The organism is Halalkalibacter hemicellulosilyticusJCM 9152 (assembly GCF_000513115.1).
GTDB lineage: Bacteria > Bacillota > Bacilli > Bacillales > Bacillaceae_D > Halalkalibacter > Halalkalibacter hemicellulosilyticus.
The window spans coordinates 87,068-108,581 of record NZ_BAUU01000005.1 but is presented as its reverse complement, the minus strand read 5'-3'; the positions used below and the strand labels follow the sequence as shown (position 1 = coordinate 108,581).

Genomic DNA, 21,514 nt, shown 5'->3' with positions numbered 1-21,514 from the left:
TTGAAAACTATTATTATATTACCACTAAATAGTAAAAAATGTCAGTATCTTTGTTAATACTTTACACATAAACACTCGAAAATGATTATGATCGAAGAAATCAGACTAAAGCAAATCAAATAGAAATCATTCTTAAACGAGCGTTTATCTTTAGTGATCATCTAGTTTATGATAACTCCTCGACAACTAGGTCTAAAGAATCAAATATGCATCTCTTTTACGATTAAGGCGATATTTGACAATATGTATACTGTCATACTATTATGAAAAAATTAAATAATTTTGTTTTATTAAGGTGAATACTGAACAAATATTTTTTCATTCATCACTCACCTGAAAAACATCATTATTTATTGTGAGCAAATTCAATTTGGAGGGATTACAGTGGAAGAAGAAAAACAAATGAATACTAAGGAAGAGAAGACATCCACAGGGATGACACAAAATGTATCTGGTGCACTATGCTATCTAGCTGGTTTTGTTACGGGAATTATTTTTTTATTAATTGAGAAAGAGAACAAATTTATACGTTACCATGCCTTTCAATCTATTTTTTTATGGGCCATTTTATTCATTTTCGGCTTCGTTGTAGGGATGATTCCAATTCTAGGAGTAATCTTACCGTTATTTTTCACACCTATTTGTTTATTCCTTTGGCTTTATTGCATGTACAAAGCATACCAAGGGAGTTTATTCCAACTACCTTTTGTAGGACAAATGGCTAGAGACCAAATTGAGAAATCTGTGTAGTTGAATGGATATACTTTAGCATAATAATGAAAAAACGGATCAGGCTTTATGCCTAATCCGTTTTTTTATTTTTTTTTAACAACATCATCCAGCTGAAACTTAAGCTATTGTTATTGTATTCTTAACGATCTGCTTAGTTGTTAAATTGCATTGGTATACCGCATGATAAGTTAAATCAATTAATGATAAAAACAGCCCTTCCCCAGCACCCGTATCAATTCCAACTTTATCTTCATCAATCCAAATTTCTCCTATCGATGCCCCTAATCGATACGTTGGTGTATGGCCAAATATAACAGGCTTCGGCAATTTACTTCTATTGAAGAAAAAATCCTCTCGAATCGTTGTCAAATCCTCAATTGCCTGAAGCTTTAATGGAATCCCTGGCCGTATACCTGCATGTACATAGATGAATTGACGGTCTTCATAATAATATGGAAGAGTAGATAAAAAACGGTACCACTCTGGACTTAGTGGTGACTCAATCTCATTTTTAACCCCTTTTATCAGCTTATCTTCATGGTTACCCCTTATAACAATCGCTCCATTATTTTTTAATTGACGAATGTAATGTAGTGTTTCTAATGATTCTGGGCCTTTATGTACATAATCTCCAAGTAACACGAGAGTATCCTGTACAGGGTCGTAGTTTGCTATTTGCAATAACCGATGTAGCATCGTTTTATGACCATGAATATCGGACATAACGAATAAACGACCGCTCAAATATATGTGCTCCTATATAGAAAGGTTCTATTTGTAGGAAATGTCATCCATACATCCTTGTTAGGATCTATAGGAGTATCATAATATGCCGTGACGATTGGCCCTTCCGTAATCTTCACAAACACACGCCAACGTAACCCTTCATAGACAACGTGATGTACTTGGCCCATTAACAGATTTAATTCAGGAGCTACATTCGGTTTCTCTACATATATCATCACTTCTTCTGGATGAAAGAAAATTTCAACATCCCCTTGCTCTATATCTCCAGTCTGATTACCAGAAACGAATTGTGTATGAACTTTGGCAAGCACACTTCCCTTTTCCTTCCCTTCAATAGTAGGAACAACTTCTCCTTGAAGACCATTAATATAACCCAACAATTGGGCAACCCAAGGTGAAGCTGGTGCTTCAAACACGCTTCTTGGTGTATCAAACTGTTCAACCTGCCCATCCTTAAGTATCATCATTCGATCAGAAATTGCAAAGGCCTCATCCGTATCATGTGTTACATAGAGTACAGAAATATTCAACTTTCTTAATAAAAAAGAGAGCTCATGCCTCATTTCTATCCGAAGCTTTACATCTAAATTCGAAAGTGGTTCATCCATAAGCAAGAGACGAGGCTTTGTTGCTAATGCCCGTGCAATTCCTACTCTCTGCTGTTGTCCACCTGACAAATGAGCTGGTAATCTTTCCAACAATCCTTCAAGCTTCATTAAAGAAGCCAATTCTTCCACCCTATCTTTTATTTCCTGTTTCGATAGCTTCTTTCTTTTTAAACCAAACGCTATATTTTCGAAAACAGTCATATGTGGCCAAAGTGCATAATCTTGAAAGACCATATTAACCTGGCGTTTCTCTGATGCAAGTTGATATTGATTCGTTGCTACAACAACTTCATCCATTTTTATTTCTCCCATAAATGGTTGTTGCATTCCTGCAATTTGTTGTAGCAAAGTCGATTTCCCACAACCTGATGGACCTAGTATCGCAATAATTTCTCCTTCTGATATAGTAAAATTAACATCATTTAAAGCATATACATTACCATAGCGTTGTTTAAGATTGGATACTTTAAGAAGCATAGTCATGTTCATTTTCTCCTTTCGTTGTATTGCTTTCATTATCATTTACAAGCCATCTTTTCAACAGAAGATCGGCAAGCACTATAAATAGCAAAACAACCGTTCCGCTAACAATTGTTGCTGCTGTACTGTATCCATACTTAAGCTGTTCAAATGACTTATCAATGGTAATCGGAATTAATTGATAATTTGGTGGATATAGCATTTTCGTAATTGCTAAATCAAAAATACTTGTACCAAACGATGCTAATCCTGCTGCGATAAGGGAGCTACGTACTAACGGTAAAATAATAAACCTCATACTATGCGTCCTCGTAGCACCTTGAAGAGCCGCCGCATGCATCATATTCGCGGGCACCTTTGCAAAAGCACCAGCTTGTAATCGAACTGCAAATGGAATAGCTCCAGCAATAGCTGCTAATACGACAATCCAAGGTGTACCATATAGATGAAGATTAATCGTTTCTAACCACGCCTGATTCCAAATAAAAATATATCCTATCCCTAAAACGACGCCCGGAACTACTAATGAGATTAGTGATACTGATTGGATAAATCCCTTCCAACGAAAATTTGTGAAAAACAATACATAAGAAACAAAAAAGCCAATGATCACACTTATGATTGCTGCAACAAATGCAATCCATATTGAATTTCTTAAACTCGTTAGAAACTGGGAATCTACAAAAAGAACCGTATAATAGTTTTGAAATGTCAAATTACTAATAGCCAAGCCTCCACTCATACTATCCATTATTGAAATGAAAAAGCTCGAACCGATAGGAACCCCTATTATAATAAGAAGGAACAGTAAATTCCCAGCCATTAACCATGTAGCATTCTTCGATTTCCTAGGTTGAAATCTCACAGCTTGAGCATTTAAAAAATCGAATTTTGCCTTTTTCATGAGAAGGAATAAAAATAATAGCGCCAAAATAAGGATGACCACTAAATAAAATGCCAAAACACCAGCTTGGTCAAATCGAGTAGGTGACGTATGAATCGCCGTATAAATAGAATAAGGAAGTGTCGGAAAACGATAAACAGTAGCTAATGCAGATGGTAAGCCAAAATCTCCAATAGTATCCATAAAAACCAGTGCCCATCCCGCTAAAAAGGCCGGGAATAGCATTGGAATATGAATCTTCTGCCACAGTACAAATGGATTGGCCCCGCATAACCTTGCCGCATCCTCATAACGCTTCACATTCCATTCAAGTGCTGCTGCCACTGCTAAATATGCCAAAGAAAACTTACTTAGCGTCATCACAATAATAAGACCAAATGGTTGAAACACAAAAGCCGACACCCACTCCCAACCAAACCATTGATAGGCCAAACCATTCCCATTCGCAAATAAGATCCACCCTTGGGCGATAATAAAGGAAGGTGTAATAAGCAATGCCCATACGGCTATATCAAGCAACCTCGCTGTTGGAAAGGCCCAAAATGTTCGTACCATAGCTAAGCAACCGCCAAGTAATGTTGCAAAAAAGGCCGTCCCTGATGCTAAAACAAGAGAATTTTTCAATGAATGTAACCAAAGTGGCCGATGAAAAATTTCGAGAACACTTGAAAATCCAATAAAGTCTCTTTCTCCCCAAAAAACCCCCGGTAGAAAAATTTGAATTAATACTGCTATAAGCGGCAGTAAGATAAGAATAAATAGGAGCAGGGTTACCCCTACTCCTAAATAATTTGCTCGGAAAAGAGATGTCCAGCTTTTCATTCTTATAAAATTTTGTATATACTCATCCATTATTTAAATCCCTTTCCAGCATTATTGTACAGCTCGATCGGCAAACCATTGTTTAATTTCTGCTTCATGTTCTGAGGCCCACTCGACATCTGGAACGACAATGTTAGGATTAACTTCTCGATCATGTCTAACCGCTGCCCCTTCTGCTAATGGCGTAAAGAAGCTACCCGTATCATCCAATTGTGTTAGTTGATTTTGGGTTTCCATATCTAATAGAAATTCAACAAAAGCTTTCGCTATTTCGATGTTTTCCGAATGCTCTCCAATTGCAGCGACGCGAACTGATCCTGGAACTCCTTCTTCAGGCCAAATAATTTCAATATTTTCTCCATTTAGCTTTAAACCATAGGAGTTGTGCTCCTGCAGGGCAGCAGCCTTTATTTCCCCATTTACTAGCGCACTTCCGAGTGGACCATTTTTTGGATAAACACGTAGTCGATTCTCTTGAAACATCTCATCAAACATGACTTTTGCCTCTTCCATCCCCATGTCATAAAAAAACCAAGAAGCAACTGGATAAGCTGGTGCTGCCACACCAGGATCAGCCATACCGACTATTTCACTTAATTGAAAAAACTCTTGCCATGTTGTTGGTGCTGTCTCTTGTGTAAACGCATCTTTGTTGTAAGCTAATGTTGCTGCAGCGTGAATATCTGTTGGAAAATAAGCATTCGTACTAGGCAAGAACCTTTCTCCTTCTGCCGAAAGCTGCGAAAGGTTCTGAGGCTCCCAGCCTTCTAGAAACATCCCTCTATCTGCAAGACTATGTAATGAAGCATGTCCATCCATCCAAATAACATCCCATTGCGGATTGCCTTGTTCCGCCTCAACTCTTGCAAGAATTTCACCGCCACCACCGTGAATGACTTCGATTTGATAACCAGTTGCTTCTTCAAATAGTGGACCGATTTCATCTGTAAAGTCATTAGCATAGACGATTAAAGGCTCTTCTGAAACATTACTACTTTTCATATTAGGGGCATCTTCCTTTTCTGCTACCTCCTCATCCGTATTCGCTTCACTTCCACACCCAAACATAACTAATAGGCCAAATGACAAAACAACTATGAGCAATAAATTTTTTAACAGTTTTTCTTTTAACATCTTTCACCCTCCAGATTCATATTTCTTTCTCCTCTAAATAGTATCAGGGCTTTGTAAATGCAGATTGTTACAATCTTAAAGAAAACATTAAATAAAATCTATTATATTTAAATTAAAATAGATACTATCTATTGTTAGTAATTAAACCGACATGAAGGGATGATTCATGATGAATCTACAGCAATTAAAAATTTTTGTCCTAACAGCACAATTACAAAAGCTAAAACTTGTAGCAGAGCGCCTAAATATTAAACAACCAACTGTTACTTTTCACCTTCAACGTTTTGAAGAAGAATGTGGGGTCCCGCTGTTCAAACCATCCGCTCTTAGAACGTTAAAACTTACAAAAGCAGGAGAATCCCTTTACCCTCTTGCTATGCAAATTACAATGCTTTCTGAAGAAATTGAGTCAACCATAGCCGGTTTTAACGAAAAGCAGCGCGGCACTTTACGCATTGGCTCTACCTATACTCCAGCAACCTTTCTCTTGCCTGAACAGCTTGTCTCATTTAAATCAATGCATGAAGAAGTAACATTGTCACTAGAAGTAAAACCAGCAACAACCATAATCGAAAAAATAAAAAACTATGAACTCGATATCGGTATTATTTCGTATGGAACTATTCCAGGAAAGCATTTCATTTCTCACATGATTTTTAAAGATGATTTAAAACTCCTCCTCCATCCCAATAACCCTCTAGCAGTTAAAATGAACATTGAAATAGACGACTTAATAAAGGAAACGTTTATTATGCATGAACAAGGGTCGACATCCAGACTGCTTATCGACCATTGGGCACAGGAGCATGACATTACTCTTTCGATCGTTATGGAAGTTTCTGCGACCGAAACAATGAAGGAAGCAGTAAAGAAAAATATGGGGGTCGCGATCGTATCAGAAAGATGTTCATTAAGAGAAGTCAAGCAAGGTGAGTTAGTATATAAAGAAATCCCATATTTCCAGCAGGATCGCTTTATTCACCTTATCCATCAAAAAGATAGAGTTATCACTCCATTAATGCAAGATTTTATCGATACGACTATTGAATATTTTCGAACGTGTCACAATGATCGCTCACCTAATAGCTAAAGTAATTTTCTAGAGACGTTTTCACACAACAATAAAAAGGTATAGGAATTATAAGAGTGTGTTCCAAAAGAAAAAAACAAGAAAGAATCCAACTAGTTACTACCAAAATCTATTCTGTTGCTGAACGTTCATTATCAATTAAATTTCAGTAATCGACAAAATTATAGTGTATTCCCGCTTTATTTCTAGCGAATTTCATTGTACAGTTAAGGCCCATAAAATTCTTTTTAGCCAGTAATCCCCCTTTTAACAAAGCTTTCTACCAATTAAATTCCTCTATAGAAAATATTTTTAATATTTTTGAGTTATTATTCTTTCTTTTTAAGAAATAGTTTATTATAATGATTACATAATAATAATTATTGTCTTTTGATTCGTAGTTTTATGATGAGCAAAGACATAGTTATTCATTTTCATTTTACTTAGGAGGGAATTACTATGCACACAAATAACTCAAGCGGTGGAAAGTGCCCATTCTTACATGGGAGTGTCACTAGCCACACATCAAACCCAACAACGAATAAAGATTGGTGGCCTAACCAGCTAAACTTAAATATTCTACGTCAGCATGACAAGAAATCAAATCCTATGGGAGAAGACTTCAATTATGCAGAAGAATTCCAAAAGCTAGACTACGAAGCTTTGAAGAAAGATCTTCATGATCTAATGACAGATTCTCAAGATTGGTGGCCTGCCGACTACGGTCATTACGGCCCATTCTTCATCCGTATGTCATGGCATGCTGCTGGTACGTATCGTCAAGGTGACGGCCGTGGTGGTGCTGGAACTGGCGCACAACGTTTTGCTCCACTTAATAGCTGGGAGGACAACGGCAATCTTGACAAAGCTCGTCGCCTACTTTGGCCGATTAAACAAAAGTACGGAAACAAAATTTCTTGGGCTGATTTGCTCGTTCTAACAGGTAACGTTGCCATTGAATCAATGGGACTTAAAACATTTGGATTCGGTGCAGGTCGTGCTGATATCTGGCATCCAGAAGAAGACATCTACTGGGGATCAGAAAAAGAAATGCTTGGAAATGAGCGTTACTCAGGTGATCGAGAGCTTGAGAATCCACTTGCCGCAGTGCAAATGGGGCTTATCTACGTGAATCCAGAAGGCCCAGACGGTAAGCCAGACCCGATTGCAAGTGCTCATGATATTCGTGAAACGTTTGGACGTATGGGAATGAATGATGAAGAAACCGTTGCTCTTATTGCTGGTGGACACACATTTGGTAAAGCACATGGTGCAGGAGATCCTTCTCATGTTGGACCAGATCCAGAAGCTGCTCCAATTGAAGCTCAAGGCTTTGGATGGTTAAGCACTCATGGAAGTGGTAAAGGCGGTGACACGATTACAAGTGGTTTAGAAGGAGCTTGGACTGCCAATCCAACGCAATGGATAATGGATACTTTGATTTATTATTCGGGTATGAATGGTGGTTAACGAAGAGTCCTGCTGGCGCATACCAATGGCTAGCTGTAGATCCTGATGAGAAAGACCTAGCTCCAGATGCAGCAGATCCATCCAAAAAAGTTCCAACTGTCATGTTTACGACTGACTTAGCATTACGTCATGACCCAGAGTACGAGAAAATTTCTCGTCGCTTCCATAAAAACCCTGAAGAATTTGCAGATGCCTTTGCCCGTGCATGGTTTAAATTACTTCACCGTGATATGGGGCCTAAAACAAGATATCTAGGTCCAGAGGTGCCAGAAGAGGACCTAATTTGGCAAGACCCAGTACCTACAGTTAATTATGAATTAACAGATGCAGAGGTAGCAGATCTTAAAACAAAGATTTTGGATTCAGGCCTAACCATTAGTGAGCTAGTTACGACAGCTTGGGCTTCTGCTAGTACGTTCCGTGTTTCAGACAATCGTGGTGGGGCCAATGGTGCACGTATTCGCCTTGCTCCACAAAAGGATTGGGAAGTGAATCAACCAGAGCAACTTGATAAAGTTCTTACAGTATTAGAAGGCCTCCAAAGCCAATTTGATAAAAAGGTTAGCATCGCTGATTTAATCGTACTAGGTGGTAGCGCGGCAATCGAGAGAGCGGCACAAGACGCTGGTTTTGATGTAACAGTTCCATTTGACGCTGGTCGTGGCGATGCAACCCAAGAGCAAACAGATGTCGAAAACTTTGAAGTCCTTGAACCAGTTGCTGATGGCTTCCGTAACTATCAGAAGAAGGAATATAGTGTAACCGCAGAAGAACTTCTTGTCGACAAAGCTCAATTACTAGGCCTTACAGCACCAGAAATGACCGTTCTTATTGGCGGTATGCGAGTTCTAGGTACAAACTATGGTGGAACACTACACGGTGTATTCACAGATCGTGTAGGAACGCTTTCAAATGACTTCTTTGTGAACTTGTTTGATATGGGAGTCGAGTGGAAGCCTGTAGATGGTATCGTATATGAGGGGCGCGATCGTAAGACAGGTGAGGTTATTCGCACAGCAACACGTGCGGATCTAATCTTCGGTTCTAACTCTGAATTACGCTCAATCGCAGAAGTTTATGCTCAAGATGATAACAAAGGGAAATTCGTCAATGACTTTATCAACGCTTGGGTGAAAGTGATGAATGCCGATCGCTTTGATCTAGCACGAAAAGAACTTAAGCAAGCTTCAACTAATTAATTGAGGTAAATCGAGGCTGGGACAAAACCCCTCCTCTGAAATGAAAAGCCGGTGAATTTTACTTGTTGTAAAATTTCACCGGCTTTCATGATTTTGGGGCTCTTCCGCGTATTTTACAGAATAATCAACCGCCGCAAGTTCATTCCATTGCGCTCCAGCCACTCGCTTTCGAGGCGACTGAAAAGTGTGATTTCCACTTTTTCAGTCGTCTTTAAGTAATGCGCGTAGCCGTTGCCCGATTTTGCAAGGCTTGCAACGCCATTACTCATCCTGAATGAGGTAAATACTTTTGTCCCGACCTCAACTAATTATGTTTATTCTATCCCTACATACTCAAACCAGTCAAAATAGGCTTTCTCATCACTACTAATCCCATTAGAGCTAGCATACATACCTAATACTGCTCCTACAAATCCACCAGCTACATCGGTACTTAAAATTCTCCCATCGACATTTTCGAGCAATGCCTTATAATTAGCTGTTGTTTCTCCAAAGTAAAAGCTGTAATCCTGACCACGTGCTTGTACCTTCAAATACAGTTTCGCTGCATCAATCGGTAGTTCCTTTAGTACTTCCTCGATCCCTTCTGTGCATTTAATCAATCTCATAACTTGTTGATTTCCTTGTTTCGTGTACACAAATCTAAAATGGTATTCATGGCTTTGAAGTAAAACGAGACCCGCTTCTTCGTTTTCGTTCGTCGGTATGAATTCCATTGCAGTAGCAGCGGCAAAATGAATATGCTGCTGTCTTCTACCAACAAAGCTAGGTTGCTCCAGTTCAGACATTTGTTGTGCTCTTAGCTTCAAACTTAAATGGCCAGGACGTTCTGTTAAACTATAAAACTCTTCTTTCGGTGTACGTATAAAGTTCCATTTAAAATCAAGCTTCTCATCCTCAAAATGGTCACATGGAGATGGAACCAACGATTTAACACTCGGCAAATCCGGTAATGGATACGTCATCTCTAATTTTCCAGTTCCCGGACTCATAATAGGCCAACCGTCTTCCCACGTAACAGGTAGTAAGAATGTTTCTCTACCAAGATTTCGATAATATCCACCATAAATACGTGATGCAAGTCCAACTGCCCACCACTCGCCATTTTGTGTATCAACCAAATCACAGTGACCTACATTGACAATGGGATAATCTTTACCTAAGTGTCTATGTGTAAGAATCGGATTCCCCGGATTACCGACATAAGGCCCTGAAACATGTTCACTTCTCGCTACTGAAACAGCATGATGATGTCCTGTCCCAGCCTCAGAAATTAATAAATAATAACAGCCATTGACCTTGTATAGATGCGGACCTTCTGGCCAGATCACATCTCGCAATGCACCTCTCCACAATCCAGTCGGTTCTCCAACTAATTGCTTCGTTTCTAAATCGAGCTCCTGTAACCATACTTCCCAATTCCCACTATATTTTTCGCCTTCAGGCGCAGGTCTTGTCCCCGTGTAGTACACTTTTCCATCATCATCGAAAAACAAGGAAGGATCGATTCCTGGAGCATCTAGATAATAAGGATCAGACCAAGGACCAGCAGGATCAGTTGCCGTAACAAAAAAATTCCCCCCATGCCCAACATTCGTTGTAATCATGTAGAACACACCATCATGATAACGTATGGTCGGGGCAAAAATACCTTGTGATTGTTTTTGCCCATCTAACGGAAGTTGAGTTGGACGATCTAACACATGACCAATCTGCTCCCAATTGACTAAATCTTTACTATGGAAGATAGGCACACCAGGATAATAAGCGAAGGACGATGTCACAAGGTAATAGTCATCATGCACTCGGCAAATTGATGGGTCTGGATAAAAACCAGGAAGGATAGGATTATTAAATGTTTTCAATGTTTTAACCTCTTTTCTTTTTTAGAATCGCTCTTAGTCGTATACGCTTACATTTGTCTTTTTCATAGATTACTTCGTATCTGTATTGTTTATAATTAAGGGTTTCTGTAAAATTAACATATCTTTCTTTAAAAAACACTTTAAAAACTTTAGTAAATGTTTTTGTAAATTTACTATATTAGAGATTAGTCAAACAGACTCGTTTTCCCTTTTGGAATGACCTCTTTTAGTGCTTTTATAAATAGGTTCTATTTACTATGTATTATAGCAAAAACTCGATTTTTTTTAACAAAAACAAAGCACCTACCAAGCCTTTGAAATGACATCATTTCAAAAAGACTCGATAAGTGCTTTCAATTCATTTATTATATCTAAATTTAATTAAATCCAACTAATTTTTGCGATACTTTGTATGCACCTACAGAAATGCTGCGACCAAAACGTCCTGGTAAATTAATAAGATGGCCCATCCATCCATAACGAATATTGTGATAAAGCACTTCATCTCTCTCCTTAATATACTTCATTAATTCTTTCTTCTTGTTCAAATTCTCTCTAGTTCCTGAACGAATTAATAATATAGAGGAAATGACCGTGACAATTTCTAGCTGATGCATCATATATTGTCTAAGTTTCGAGTTATGAATCGTTTTCAGATCAATTTGTTCGATCATTAGCCTATTAACCTTAATTTGTTGATCAATTCGTCTTATCATGACACTCTCATTCACGGACTGATCTTCTCGACCAATAAAATACCGATAAAAATCAACATTTAAATAATAGATGTTCTCTACATGAGCAAGTGGCAAGTAAACATACAAGTTATCGACATAAAAGGTATGCTTAGGCAACTCCAATCCAGAGTCTTTTAATAGTTGGGTTCTGTAGATAATAGAATGCATCATCAAATATTGTCCTTTACGAAAATCTTTCATATCATCCCAAGTAAAAACAACATCCTCCGGAAGGACATCATCATATTTCATGACCTTCTTGTACTTAGCACCCTCTTTTTCATAGACGAAATTACTAATCAGCATATCTACCGATTTATTTTCTTCGACAAACTCACTTAATGTTTTTATAATCTCAAGGTATGCTCGAATGTCGACCCAGTCATCACTATCGACCACCTTGAAATAGGTTCCTGTTGCATGTTTAATTCCTGTATTTACTGCTTCCCCATGTCCACCGTTTGGTTGATGGATAGCTTTTACAATCGTTGGATATTTTCTTGCATAATTATCAGCAATTTCTGCTGTTTTGTCATAGGATCCATCGTTGACGATAATTAGCTCAACATCTTCTGCTCCTGGCAAAAGGGACTCAATGCAATTCCTCATATAGTCTTGAGAATTATAGCAAGGAATAACTACTGATAATAATTTCATTTTTACACAACCTTTTCTGGTTTTTTCGGCTCTTCAGGCACTTGTTTAAAGATAATTTTGAAAATAGGGAAGAACACCCAGAAAGAAATCGCACTATTAATAATCATCGTGACAACATCCGCTACTGTTTCTCCAAAACTTCCCCATCCTAACGTGCTCATAAAGAAGTTATAAACAGGAGTTTGATAGAAGCCTAGAGCTGCCGCTGCAACAATTGTTATAATGACATAGGCAACAAAATACCAAAATGCCGCCTTCCAAATACTGCTGTTCGATTTAAACGTAATGCTTCTTTGTGCAAAGAAATTAATAATTTGTGCAATCGCAATTGTAATTTGAACAGCTAAGAAAAAGGCAAGACCTCCTCCTCCCCCTTCTGCAATAGGGCCGGCTGCATAATCAAATATAAAATAAGGACTTCCATCCGTATTTGTACCGACTTGCCAAATTTGAAAATTAGTACTTACTAACGCCGTTTGAGCAAATATACTCCGAAAAACTGGCATCAATACTAATTGAAGCACCGTTATCCCATTACTCAGCATAAAAAATACAAAAAACTGAACGCCATTAGGATATTTTATTTTCAATCGATTCCATAAATTTGCGATTCCTGAAAAGGCACTAGCTTTTTTTACAGTTTCCTTACTCATAGTACCTCTCCTTTATTACGATTGTTTATTAATTGCTGACTTTCCTTTTGAGCCTTCCGCATTTTCTTTCGTTCTTTTAACACATGTCGTAAACCTTTAAAGAATTTCCCATTCACAATCATAAGAACACCGTCAAGCATTGGCATATTCATGATCCCACCAGTCATTCGTGCCATCCCTCTAAATGGCATATGATAAACAGACATCATAATAAGGTTCGCGGTACTTCGTTTCCCGATCTTCCAGAGGAACGAATGAGATAATGTAATGGCTCTAAAGGCAAAGCGTGCAAACAATCCCTTCGCATATTGACATTGGGCAATCGTATCATTATATCCTAGTGGCACTGTTCGGTCCCATGTAGATACCGGAACCTTATAGCCTAACAGAGCCTCAAATTCTTCTATACTAACTTGGTTCGCTTTCCCTGAATAATAGGACGACAACACATCCTTATCATATGGAAGAGGAGCTCCTGTCCCTTCTACAACTAAAGTTTCTTCTAATCTAATATCTGAACACGATGCACCTATCATAATGTTATAAGAAGCTTCCTCTATTTCCCATTGGTTCGTTTTGACATTAAAATAGCGGAATGTTTTATCATCAAATGGAATCGTGACTGATTTTGTTTCGCCTGGATTTAGGAACACTTTCGTAAAACCTTTCAATTCCTTCTTCGGTCTAAATATATTAGTAGATTGACAACCAACATATAATTGAGCCACCTCACTACCTGCATAGTCGCCTGTATTGGTTATTGCAAACGTCACACCGCTCTTATCGACTTGAACTTCCGAATACTCAAACGTCGTATAGCTTAAACCGAAACCAAATGGGAAGAGCACATTCACATTTGCTGTATCGTAATAACGATATCCTATAAAAGGACCTTCTCTGTATTCAACACTCACTTCTTTACCAGGGAAGTGGTAATAAGCAGGTGTATCTTCATGTTTAATCGGATACGTTTCCGCTAATTTACCAGATGGATTGACCTCTCCTACTATCGCTCTTAATATCGCCTTTGAGCCTGCTTGTCCGCTTAAATAACTGTGTAGCAAGCCTTTGACTTTTCCAATCCAAGGCATTTCGACCACTGCTCCACACGAAAGAACGGCTACGATATTCACATTCACCTTGTGTAACGCGTGAATTAATTCAATTTGGTTCTCAGGAATGCTCATACTTTGACGGTCAAGACCTTCTGCTTCTGTCACTTCATCTAAACCGATATATAGAAGGACGACATCAGCTTCTTTTGCTAATTCACAAGCTTTATCTATTTGTTTCTTGCTTTTCTTTCCATATCTATCAAAGCCTTTTTCAAATCCGATATACGTTAAACCTGATTCTTCAAGTGACTCTAATGTATTGTCCAATATGGTTGGATTCACAATGGATGATCCTGCCCCTTGATACCTTGCTTCTTGAGCAAAATCACCAATAACAGCCACTTTTTCATTTTGCTTCAATGGTAGTATGTTTTCTTCATTCTTCAATAAAACAATAGATTCTTCTGCTACTTTCTGAGCCATTTGATGATGCTCTTCAATGTCAAAATCCTTTGTTTCCTTCGCAAATACTTTCTCCGTCGTAAACAATAAATCGAGTAAACGATCTACACATTCATCTAATATATCTTCTGAAATGTGACCTTTGTTTATCGCTGCAATAATTTCTTTATCCGTTTCACCTGCTGTTGTAGGCATTTCTAATTCATTTCCTGCAAGTAACCCCGCAACGCGATCGTTACTACCTCCCCAGTCGGTTACAACAACACCTTCATAATTCCATTCATCTCGCAAAATTTCTCTCATTAAATGGATATTTTCATTTGTATACGCACCATTTAGCATATTATAAGCAGACATAACCGTCTTTGATTGGCCTTCTTTTATCGCTATTTCAAATGCGGTTAAATAAATTTCTCGTAACGTTCTCTCGTCAACGATCGTATCAATGGACATCCGTCGCTCCTCTTGGTTATTAACCGCAAAGTGTTTAACACAAGCTGAAATACCATGAGATTGGATGCCCTTAATCATTCCTGCAGCCAACTTCCCAGCAAGATAAGGGTCTTCACTAAAATATTCGAAATTCCTCCCAGCAAGCGGGCTTCTTTTCATATTTATTCCGGGCCCTAGGAGGACATTTACTTTCTGTGACACAGCCTCTTCCCCAAGATATTCACCCACTTTTTCTACTAGCTCTTCATTCCAGCTATTCGCTACAGTCGCAGCAGTTGGAAAGCACGTTGCCGGAATACTTTCATTTAAGCCTAAATGATCAGCAGCCTCTGCTTGCTTTCGAATACCATGTGGTCCATCAGCAAGAAACATACTGTTAATGCCTAAACGTTCTATACTCTCTGTTTGCCAAAAGTCTTTCCCTGACATTAAGGATGCTTTTTCCTCTAAGGTCATCTTTTTAATCAGATCGTTGTATTTCATTGCACATACCTCTTTTTGAAATTTGGCGGCACTCAAGAAGAGTACCGCCAAGCCTATTATTTTTGTTATACAGTTTTGTTTAAACAAAACATTTAGCCAATTATCATGGATCTAATTACTTGCCGGATCAACTTTAATCTTAGGCTTACGGAATGTGAAATAGAATCCGCTCATAATAGCAGCAAGAAGCGCAATATCAACCGCAATCGTAATCTTCACCCATGTCGGCATGTCACTACTTAAAGGATCATCAATCGCACCACTATTCGCTACTGTATATAAAATGTTATGAGAAGCGTCTCTCATCGCCCACAAAGTATCATTACTGCTAGTGTTCACCTCAGGCACTCCGACCGGTGCTGCACCAGTAAGTAAAAGGTCATTTCCGTTACGGAAGCCCAGTTCAGCTACCATGTAAGGATAGAAATCTCCTAGGAAGAAGTCTGTGTTCACATGACCACGGAAGCCCCATTCATTACGTAATACTTCTTGAAGAAGATTAGAGCTCGCACCAGCCCAAACAGTCCCAATACTATTAAACCCTGACATAACACCGCTTGCTCCGCCTTCTTTCACGGCGATTTCAAATGGCTTCAAGTAAAGGTCACGAACTGTTTGCTCATTCGCCCAAGTCATCACACCGAGTGTACGGTTTTCCTCTTGGTCATTGAGTGCAAAGTGTTTCATGTAAACAAATCCACCTTGATTTTCAAAACCTTCAATTTTGTTTGCTGCCATCTTACCTGATACAAGTGGATCCTCAGAATAATATTCAAAGTTTCTTCCACTAAATGCTGAACGGTGAATATTTATTCCTGGTGCATACCAGCCTGTAACGTTATAAGCTTGCCCCTCTGCACCTACAGATTCACCCATTTGTGTCGCTAATTCAATATTCCATGTTTGCGCAAGCATAACACCTGCTGGGAATGCCGTACCTGACGTATCTGATCTAGAAGTATACGCTGTAATACCTGATGGTCCGTCATAATCATGAGTAACAGGCTTTCCTACAGACTCAACTTCAATCGTACGATAACCTCCAAGAGTAACGAGATCGACCATGTCATTTACAGATAATTGATCAAGTAGGTCATTCCAACTCTCGTCATGGAAGTCCACGCCCGTAAACTCATCTAATGATAATTCATTATCAACACCTGTTGTAGGCGCTTCTGTCTGAGTATCTTCTGGAATTTCATAACGGCTTCTATTTACCAAGTCCACAAAATCTTCGTCTACCAGCTTACCTCGTACTATTTCTTCACCATTGTCTGTCATAACTGTAAACTCTTCATGATTAACGAGTTCATCCAGATTTTCAAATCCATTTTCTCTAGAAAGGTACGTAGCAATACTTCCTTCTCCTGCTTCAAGTTCATCAAATTGATTGACAGGAACTTGATCATCTGTCGAACGACCATTATCAAAAACAACCTCTGATAATGTTCTTGTTTCAACTTCTTCAATAACTTCATTAGAATTACGATTTAAATAAATTGTGTAATCCCCTTCTTCAAGCACATAAGAACCTGTATCACTGTAAATTCTGTTATGATCAAATGCGGCCATATCTTCTACTGCAAATGAAACAGTTATCGTTTCAGACTCACCTGGTTCAATGATATCTGTTTTATCAAATGCAGCTAAGTCTACAGCTGATCTTTCGATGTTCCCAGTGTATGGCGCTGAGAAGTAAGCTTGTACGACTTCTTTACCTGCTACAGAACCGGTATTTGTAACACTTACATCGAAACTAATATTTTCATCATCCCAATTTAAACTACCTGATACAACTTCTTGTTCAAATGTGGTAAAGCTTAATCCGTACCCAAATGGGAATTGAACTTCATCATCGTAATTAATAATTCCTTCAGCCGCAGCCGTTTCATAAAAACGATAACCAACATAGATCCCTTCCGTGTACTCTACATACTTCAGAAGAACATCTCTCTCATCCACTGCATGAGAGTAAGAACCATCTGCATTTTCAATCATATAATTAAAATCACCAAAATTAACCATAGCTGGTGGATCGAGAAGGTCTCTCGTATAAATATCTACTGTACGACCTGATGGATTTACTTCACCCGCTAAAATATCACCAAGTGAGTTAAAGCCATTTTGTCCTGCACCAGCAACTGAGAGAATACTTTTAATCTCGCTATAGTCATCTACCCAGCTAAGCTCAAACGTGTTACTACTATTAACGACTAGAACAACATTATCAAAATGGTCTGTTACAATGTCAACCATGTCTTGCTCACGGTTACTTAGCTGAAGGTAATGTTTATCCGGATCAAGATCATCTTCGAAACCGTAACGATTACCTGTTGCACTAAATGAACCACCGTCTGGATCAAATGTGTCCGGACCGTCCATTACACGCGGAAGATCAGCCCCTTCACCACCTGAACGAGCAATAAAAATAACAGCTGTATCTGAAAATTCAACCGCTTGCTGCATACGCTCTTCTGTGTAGAATTCTGAAGCTAATGGCTCAGGAATTGACCAATCTTGACCATCCATATCAATGATTGGTCTTTCAAGCCCTGTAGCAACATAATCGTTATATAATTGTTCGTTTATTTCAAACCCAGCATTCTCAAGACCTTGTTTTGGGTTTACTGCAGTATCTGCATTTACTTTACCTGAACCAGTTCCACCATAAACAGGGTTTGTGAAACTCCACCCGAATACGTTTAATTGTGTTGTTTCAGCTAAAGGAAGCATATCTTCGTTATTTTTTAATAGTACAATACCTTCATCTGCGATTTGAGATGCAACCTCTTCTGAATGGGCGCGAGCTTCAACTGCTTCAGCACTTTCTACATCAATTTCATTAAAATACATCGTAACTACATCAGAAAAATATGCTAATGCAACATTTCCTGCTACTCCAAGTAAGAGTACAACGGACAAAAACACACTCATAAGAATGCGGAATCTTTTCTTACTTTTGCCTGCCATTTTTTTCCCCCTTAAACCAATATCATAAGTAATTAACATTTCACATCACACTAAAAGCGTCACTCCCCGATTGTCATTTACCAAGTATAAGAGCGATTTTATATTGAATTGTGAAAAGGTATTCATTTCATTACAAATACCGCTTAATGTGATTATGAAGAAATTCTAACATAGATAATCATCCCAGCATTTCAAATGCATGAACGGTAGATTTTTTTTTATAAACGGTCATTCACATAACTTAAAGGGCACTGAAAAAGTAAAAAGAACTTTTCCAATGCCCTGCCGTGCTCAAAAGTCTTCTCGTGTAGACCTTATAACACGTTTACTGGATCTTACAACGTTATTCACTACCCGAATTTTCTGGTGTTACCAATGCTGGGACATTGTATCTTTCAGTACGCTCATCTTGAATGACTCCAGACCAATCTAGTCCGAATGTGAAGTCATACTCATTGCCTTCACTATCAACAAAGCTTTCCATATCACGAGGTACATCCTCATATTGAGCTTCTACTGTTTCCATATTAGCAGGCATTTGTACTGGTAATAAAGCTGATGGCTCCACCTTACCTGCAGCAATTTCAAGTAAAGCTTCATCTTCAATTCCATAGCCCGATCCAGTACTCCATCCAAATGCCACAAGAATAGAATCTGCATAAGGTTCAATTTCAGACATAATCATCGGCCCATCAGCTTTGATAGCAACAATAACTGGAACATCCTCCGGTACAGTTTCTGAAGCATATTTCACTGTATTAAGATCTTCGTAGTTCCTAATAATCGCTGTGTTTCCATAATAAGAACGATTTTCTTTTTCTTCAATTTCTTCGACAACATAACCACTAACTTGTTCAGTGACCGTAATATCTCCAGAGATTGATTCTTGACGCACGTGTTCAGAATCAGCTGTATACTCCTCATATTGTAGAGAGATTGGAATATACTCCTCATTTTCTTGATCATACCCAAATCCAGCAAAATAGTTGCCTTCATTCACAGGGCTTGTAATAATCGGCAATGCGAAATCCACTGATTCTAAATCTCCAGCCGATGCACGTTCAATATCCTCAACCGCAACTGTTGGATTCCCATCTTCGTCTTCTGGACCTGTCAATGTCTCTGAAGGTGTATCCGTCACGACATTATAGTGTTTTTCTAATAGTTCAATATCAACCGGCAATGTCCATTCCGCTTCTGTTACTACGCCAAAATAATCGACTTCATATGGCACATAAATCATTGGAACATATACCGTTGGCTTTTCATCACGATCATTAGATGAAATAGCATTATTTGAGTTCTTCAACATAACAATTGATTTTAATTGTGCTTCATAAGCCTTCAATTGATTATCTTCGCTTAATACCGTCAATTCCGCTTCTTGTAAATCAACATATGGATTTTCAAATAATCCAATAGTGAAGAAACCATTTAATATGCGCTGCGCTGACTGTTCAAAGCGCTCATCAATCACATCTTCCCCTAACTCTTCAACACCTAGTTCATAGGCTTCAACAACAACGTCCCTATCATTCAATCCACCAAATTGGTCCGTCCCTGCTTGAATCGCTTTCAAAATACGTTCTGGTTTTTCTAATTCAGATACACCATAAGGCTTACCTTGCATAAATCCACCTTCTAGGTCATCAACTGTACCCCAATCTGTTGTAACAACACCTTCAAACCCATATTGACCACGTAATAAATCGTTTAGTTTGTAATCGCTAAATGCAGTACCAACTAATTCACCATACGTTTCATCTTCATCAAAGGCAATTGAATACGATGCCATAACAGACGTAGTAGACCCTGTTTCACCATCTAGGTTAAATCCACCGTCTACGAACGGAATGAGGTGTGTATCAAATTGGCCACCTGGATACACTTGAGCATTCCCTCTGAATGAATGACCTTCACGACCTCCTTCAGCTGCTCCATCTCCTGGCCAATGCTTAATCATCGTATTTAAGCTGTAAGAACCCCATCCAAGGTCATTTCCATCTTCATCAAATGTTGACTGCACTCCATGAACAAATGCACTAGTCAAATCTCTAGCCAGTGCAGGGTCTTCACCAAATGTCCCATCCACTCGATTCCAACGCGGCTCAGTTGCAATGTCAATTTGTGGTCCAAGTAACGTACCAATACCAAGTAAACGATACTCAATTGAAGTCAAATTACCCATTTCTTGAACAAGCTCAGAATCAAAAGTCGCAGCTAATGCTAGATTAGAAGGAATACCAGAAACTCCACCTTCTCTTGGGTCAGTACTTGTAATAACTGGAATACCATGACCCGTCGCTTCTGCATATGCCTGCATGGCATTATTCCATTGTACTGTATCAGTTGTACTTGCTGAATTTGCAGCGTTTAACATTGCACGACCACCAATGTCTAAGAACTCAATTTGATCCTCTTCAAGCTCCTCAGAAACACTAGATACATGGGAGCTATATAGCATCAAACCAGCTATTTCTTCCAGAGACAATAATGACGCTAAATTAGCCGCTCTTTCATCAGCTTCTAATCTCCAGTCCTCATATGGATCTAACACACCGTTATTATTTAGATCTTTAAAAGCATATCCATCTACTTGGAGTAGTTCCACTCCTGAATCTTTTGAATAGCCTAAAGTTTTTCCATCATCATTTGTGACAATAACATACCCATCTTCAGTTTCTGTCTCTTCCCATTTCACCTCTCCTGAACCAAGTTCTTCAGGTTCGATTGGATCTCCTCCAGCGGCATCATCATCCGTGCACGCCATTAGTAGAAATGAGGAAATGAGCACTGTCATTAACACAGTTGCATTTTTAAACATCATTTTCATAATCCCTTACCCCTTTCTTACTCAATAACATTATTATTAAGCTCTCAAAATGAAAGCCCCTTCAATTCCTTCGAAGCTAAACGTTCATAGCCTCCCTTCTAGCATTATAGGGAAAGAAAGTTTATACAGCGCAGTACAATTACAACACTTGATGAAAAGGTATTCATTTATGTATAAACGT

Annotated in this window: 12 protein-coding genes and 1 pseudogene; 3 read left to right on the top strand and 10 right to left on the bottom strand. The window is 38.6% G+C overall.

Annotated elements, in window-relative coordinates; translation table 11 throughout:
- The first annotated feature begins 384 nt into the window (after positions 1–384).
- Positions 385–750 (top strand): DUF4870 domain-containing protein, encoded by a 366-nt coding sequence (locus JCM9152_RS04265; protein ID WP_235715618.1) that lies wholly within the window; start codon positions 385–387, stop codon positions 748–750.
- A 99-nt stretch (positions 751–849) separates the two neighbouring features.
- On the opposite strand, the gene JCM9152_RS04260 is transcribed toward JCM9152_RS04265, so the two are convergent.
- The 4 genes from JCM9152_RS04260 to JCM9152_RS04245 are packed head-to-tail and all read right to left on the bottom strand — an operon-like array spanning position 850 to position 5,427.
- Entirely contained in the window at positions 850–1,476 is a 627-nt protein-coding gene (locus JCM9152_RS04260) for a metallophosphoesterase family protein (RefSeq protein WP_052015553.1), read from the bottom strand.
- Complete coding sequence (locus JCM9152_RS04255; protein WP_148296430.1) at positions 1,473–2,570, bottom strand: ABC transporter ATP-binding protein; 1,098 nt, start codon at positions 2,568–2,570, stop codon at positions 1,473–1,475. Before JCM9152_RS04255 ends, JCM9152_RS04260 begins: the two co-directional genes overlap by 4 nt.
- The gene (locus tag JCM9152_RS04250; RefSeq protein WP_235715617.1) at positions 2,554–4,323 is read right to left on the bottom strand and encodes an ABC transporter permease; all 1,770 of its coding nucleotides are present in this window, start codon (positions 4,321–4,323) and stop codon (positions 2,554–2,556) included. Before JCM9152_RS04250 ends, JCM9152_RS04255 begins: the two co-directional genes overlap by 17 nt.
- 21 nt (positions 4,324–4,344) lie before the next feature.
- Positions 4,345–5,427, bottom strand: a complete 1,083-nt coding sequence (locus JCM9152_RS04245; protein WP_035341332.1) for an extracellular solute-binding protein — start codon at positions 5,425–5,427, stop codon at positions 4,345–4,347.
- A 169-nt stretch (positions 5,428–5,596) separates the two neighbouring features.
- Here JCM9152_RS04245 and JCM9152_RS04240 point away from each other — a divergent pair, with 169 nt between their 5' ends.
- Together JCM9152_RS04240 and katG are read left to right on the top strand one after the other, a co-directional pair.
- Complete coding sequence (locus JCM9152_RS04240; protein WP_035341329.1) at positions 5,597–6,517, top strand: LysR substrate-binding domain-containing protein; 921 nt, start codon at positions 5,597–5,599, stop codon at positions 6,515–6,517.
- 438 nt (positions 6,518–6,955) lie between these two features.
- Positions 6,956–9,165, top strand: a pseudogene (gene katG / locus JCM9152_RS04235) (catalase/peroxidase HPI).
- A gap of 314 nt (positions 9,166–9,479) precedes the next feature.
- Here katG and JCM9152_RS04230 read toward each other — a convergent pair.
- The 6 genes from JCM9152_RS04230 to JCM9152_RS04205 form a co-directional block, all read right to left on the bottom strand.
- The gene (locus JCM9152_RS04230; RefSeq protein ID WP_035341327.1) at positions 9,480–11,030 is read right to left on the bottom strand and encodes a glycoside hydrolase family 43 protein; all 1,551 of its coding nucleotides are present in this window, start codon (positions 11,028–11,030) and stop codon (positions 9,480–9,482) included.
- A 377-nt stretch (positions 11,031–11,407) separates the two neighbouring features.
- Entirely contained in the window at positions 11,408–12,424 is a 1,017-nt protein-coding gene (locus tag JCM9152_RS04225) for a glycosyltransferase family 2 protein (RefSeq protein ID WP_035341325.1), read from the bottom strand.
- Positions 12,425–12,426: 2 nt separating this feature from the next.
- A complete protein-coding gene (locus tag JCM9152_RS04220) occupies positions 12,427–13,077 on the bottom strand; it encodes a hypothetical protein (protein WP_035341323.1) in 651 nt (216 codons plus the stop codon).
- Complete coding sequence (locus tag JCM9152_RS04215; protein ID WP_035341321.1) at positions 13,074–15,530, bottom strand: beta-glucosidase; 2,457 nt, start codon at positions 15,528–15,530, stop codon at positions 13,074–13,076. The genes JCM9152_RS04220 and JCM9152_RS04215 overlap by 4 nt, the downstream gene beginning before the upstream one ends.
- A 111-nt stretch (positions 15,531–15,641) precedes the next feature.
- Complete coding sequence (locus JCM9152_RS04210; RefSeq protein ID WP_052015550.1) at positions 15,642–18,500, bottom strand: glycoside hydrolase family 3 protein; 2,859 nt, start codon at positions 18,498–18,500, stop codon at positions 15,642–15,644.
- 343 nt (positions 18,501–18,843) lie between these two features.
- Positions 18,844–21,333: a glycoside hydrolase family 3 protein gene (locus JCM9152_RS04205; protein WP_052015548.1), complete on the bottom strand. Its 2,490-nt coding sequence runs from the start codon at positions 21,331–21,333 to the stop codon at positions 18,844–18,846.
- Positions 21,334–21,514: the final 181 nt, after the last annotated feature.

What these genes read in the sequence shown, in the direction of transcription:
- JCM9152_RS04255 (WP_148296430.1), bottom strand. Translation starts at nt 2,570, where the DNA reads ATGACTATGCTTCTTAAAGTATCCAATCTTAAACAACGCTATGGTAAT.
- JCM9152_RS04250 (WP_235715617.1), bottom strand. Translation starts at nt 4,323, where the DNA reads ATGGATGAGTATATACAAAATTTTATAAGAATGAAAAGCTGGACATCT.
- JCM9152_RS04245 (WP_035341332.1), bottom strand. Translation starts at nt 5,427, where the DNA reads ATGTTAAAAGAAAAACTGTTAAAAAATTTATTGCTCATAGTTGTTTTG.
- JCM9152_RS04240 (WP_035341329.1), top strand. Translation starts at nt 5,597, where the DNA reads ATGAATCTACAGCAATTAAAAATTTTTGTCCTAACAGCACAATTACAA.
- JCM9152_RS04225 (WP_035341325.1), bottom strand. Translation starts at nt 12,424, where the DNA reads ATGAAATTATTATCAGTAGTTATTCCTTGCTATAATTCTCAAGACTAT.
- JCM9152_RS04220 (WP_035341323.1), bottom strand. Translation starts at nt 13,077, where the DNA reads ATGAGTAAGGAAACTGTAAAAAAAGCTAGTGCCTTTTCAGGAATCGCA.
- JCM9152_RS04215 (WP_035341321.1), bottom strand. Translation starts at nt 15,530, where the DNA reads ATGAAATACAACGATCTGATTAAAAAGATGACCTTAGAGGAAAAAGCA.
- JCM9152_RS04210 (WP_052015550.1), bottom strand. Translation starts at nt 18,500, where the DNA reads ATGGCAGGCAAAAGTAAGAAAAGATTCCGCATTCTTATGAGTGTGTTT.
- JCM9152_RS04205 (WP_052015548.1), bottom strand. Translation starts at nt 21,333, where the DNA reads ATGAAAATGATGTTTAAAAATGCAACTGTGTTAATGACAGTGCTCATT.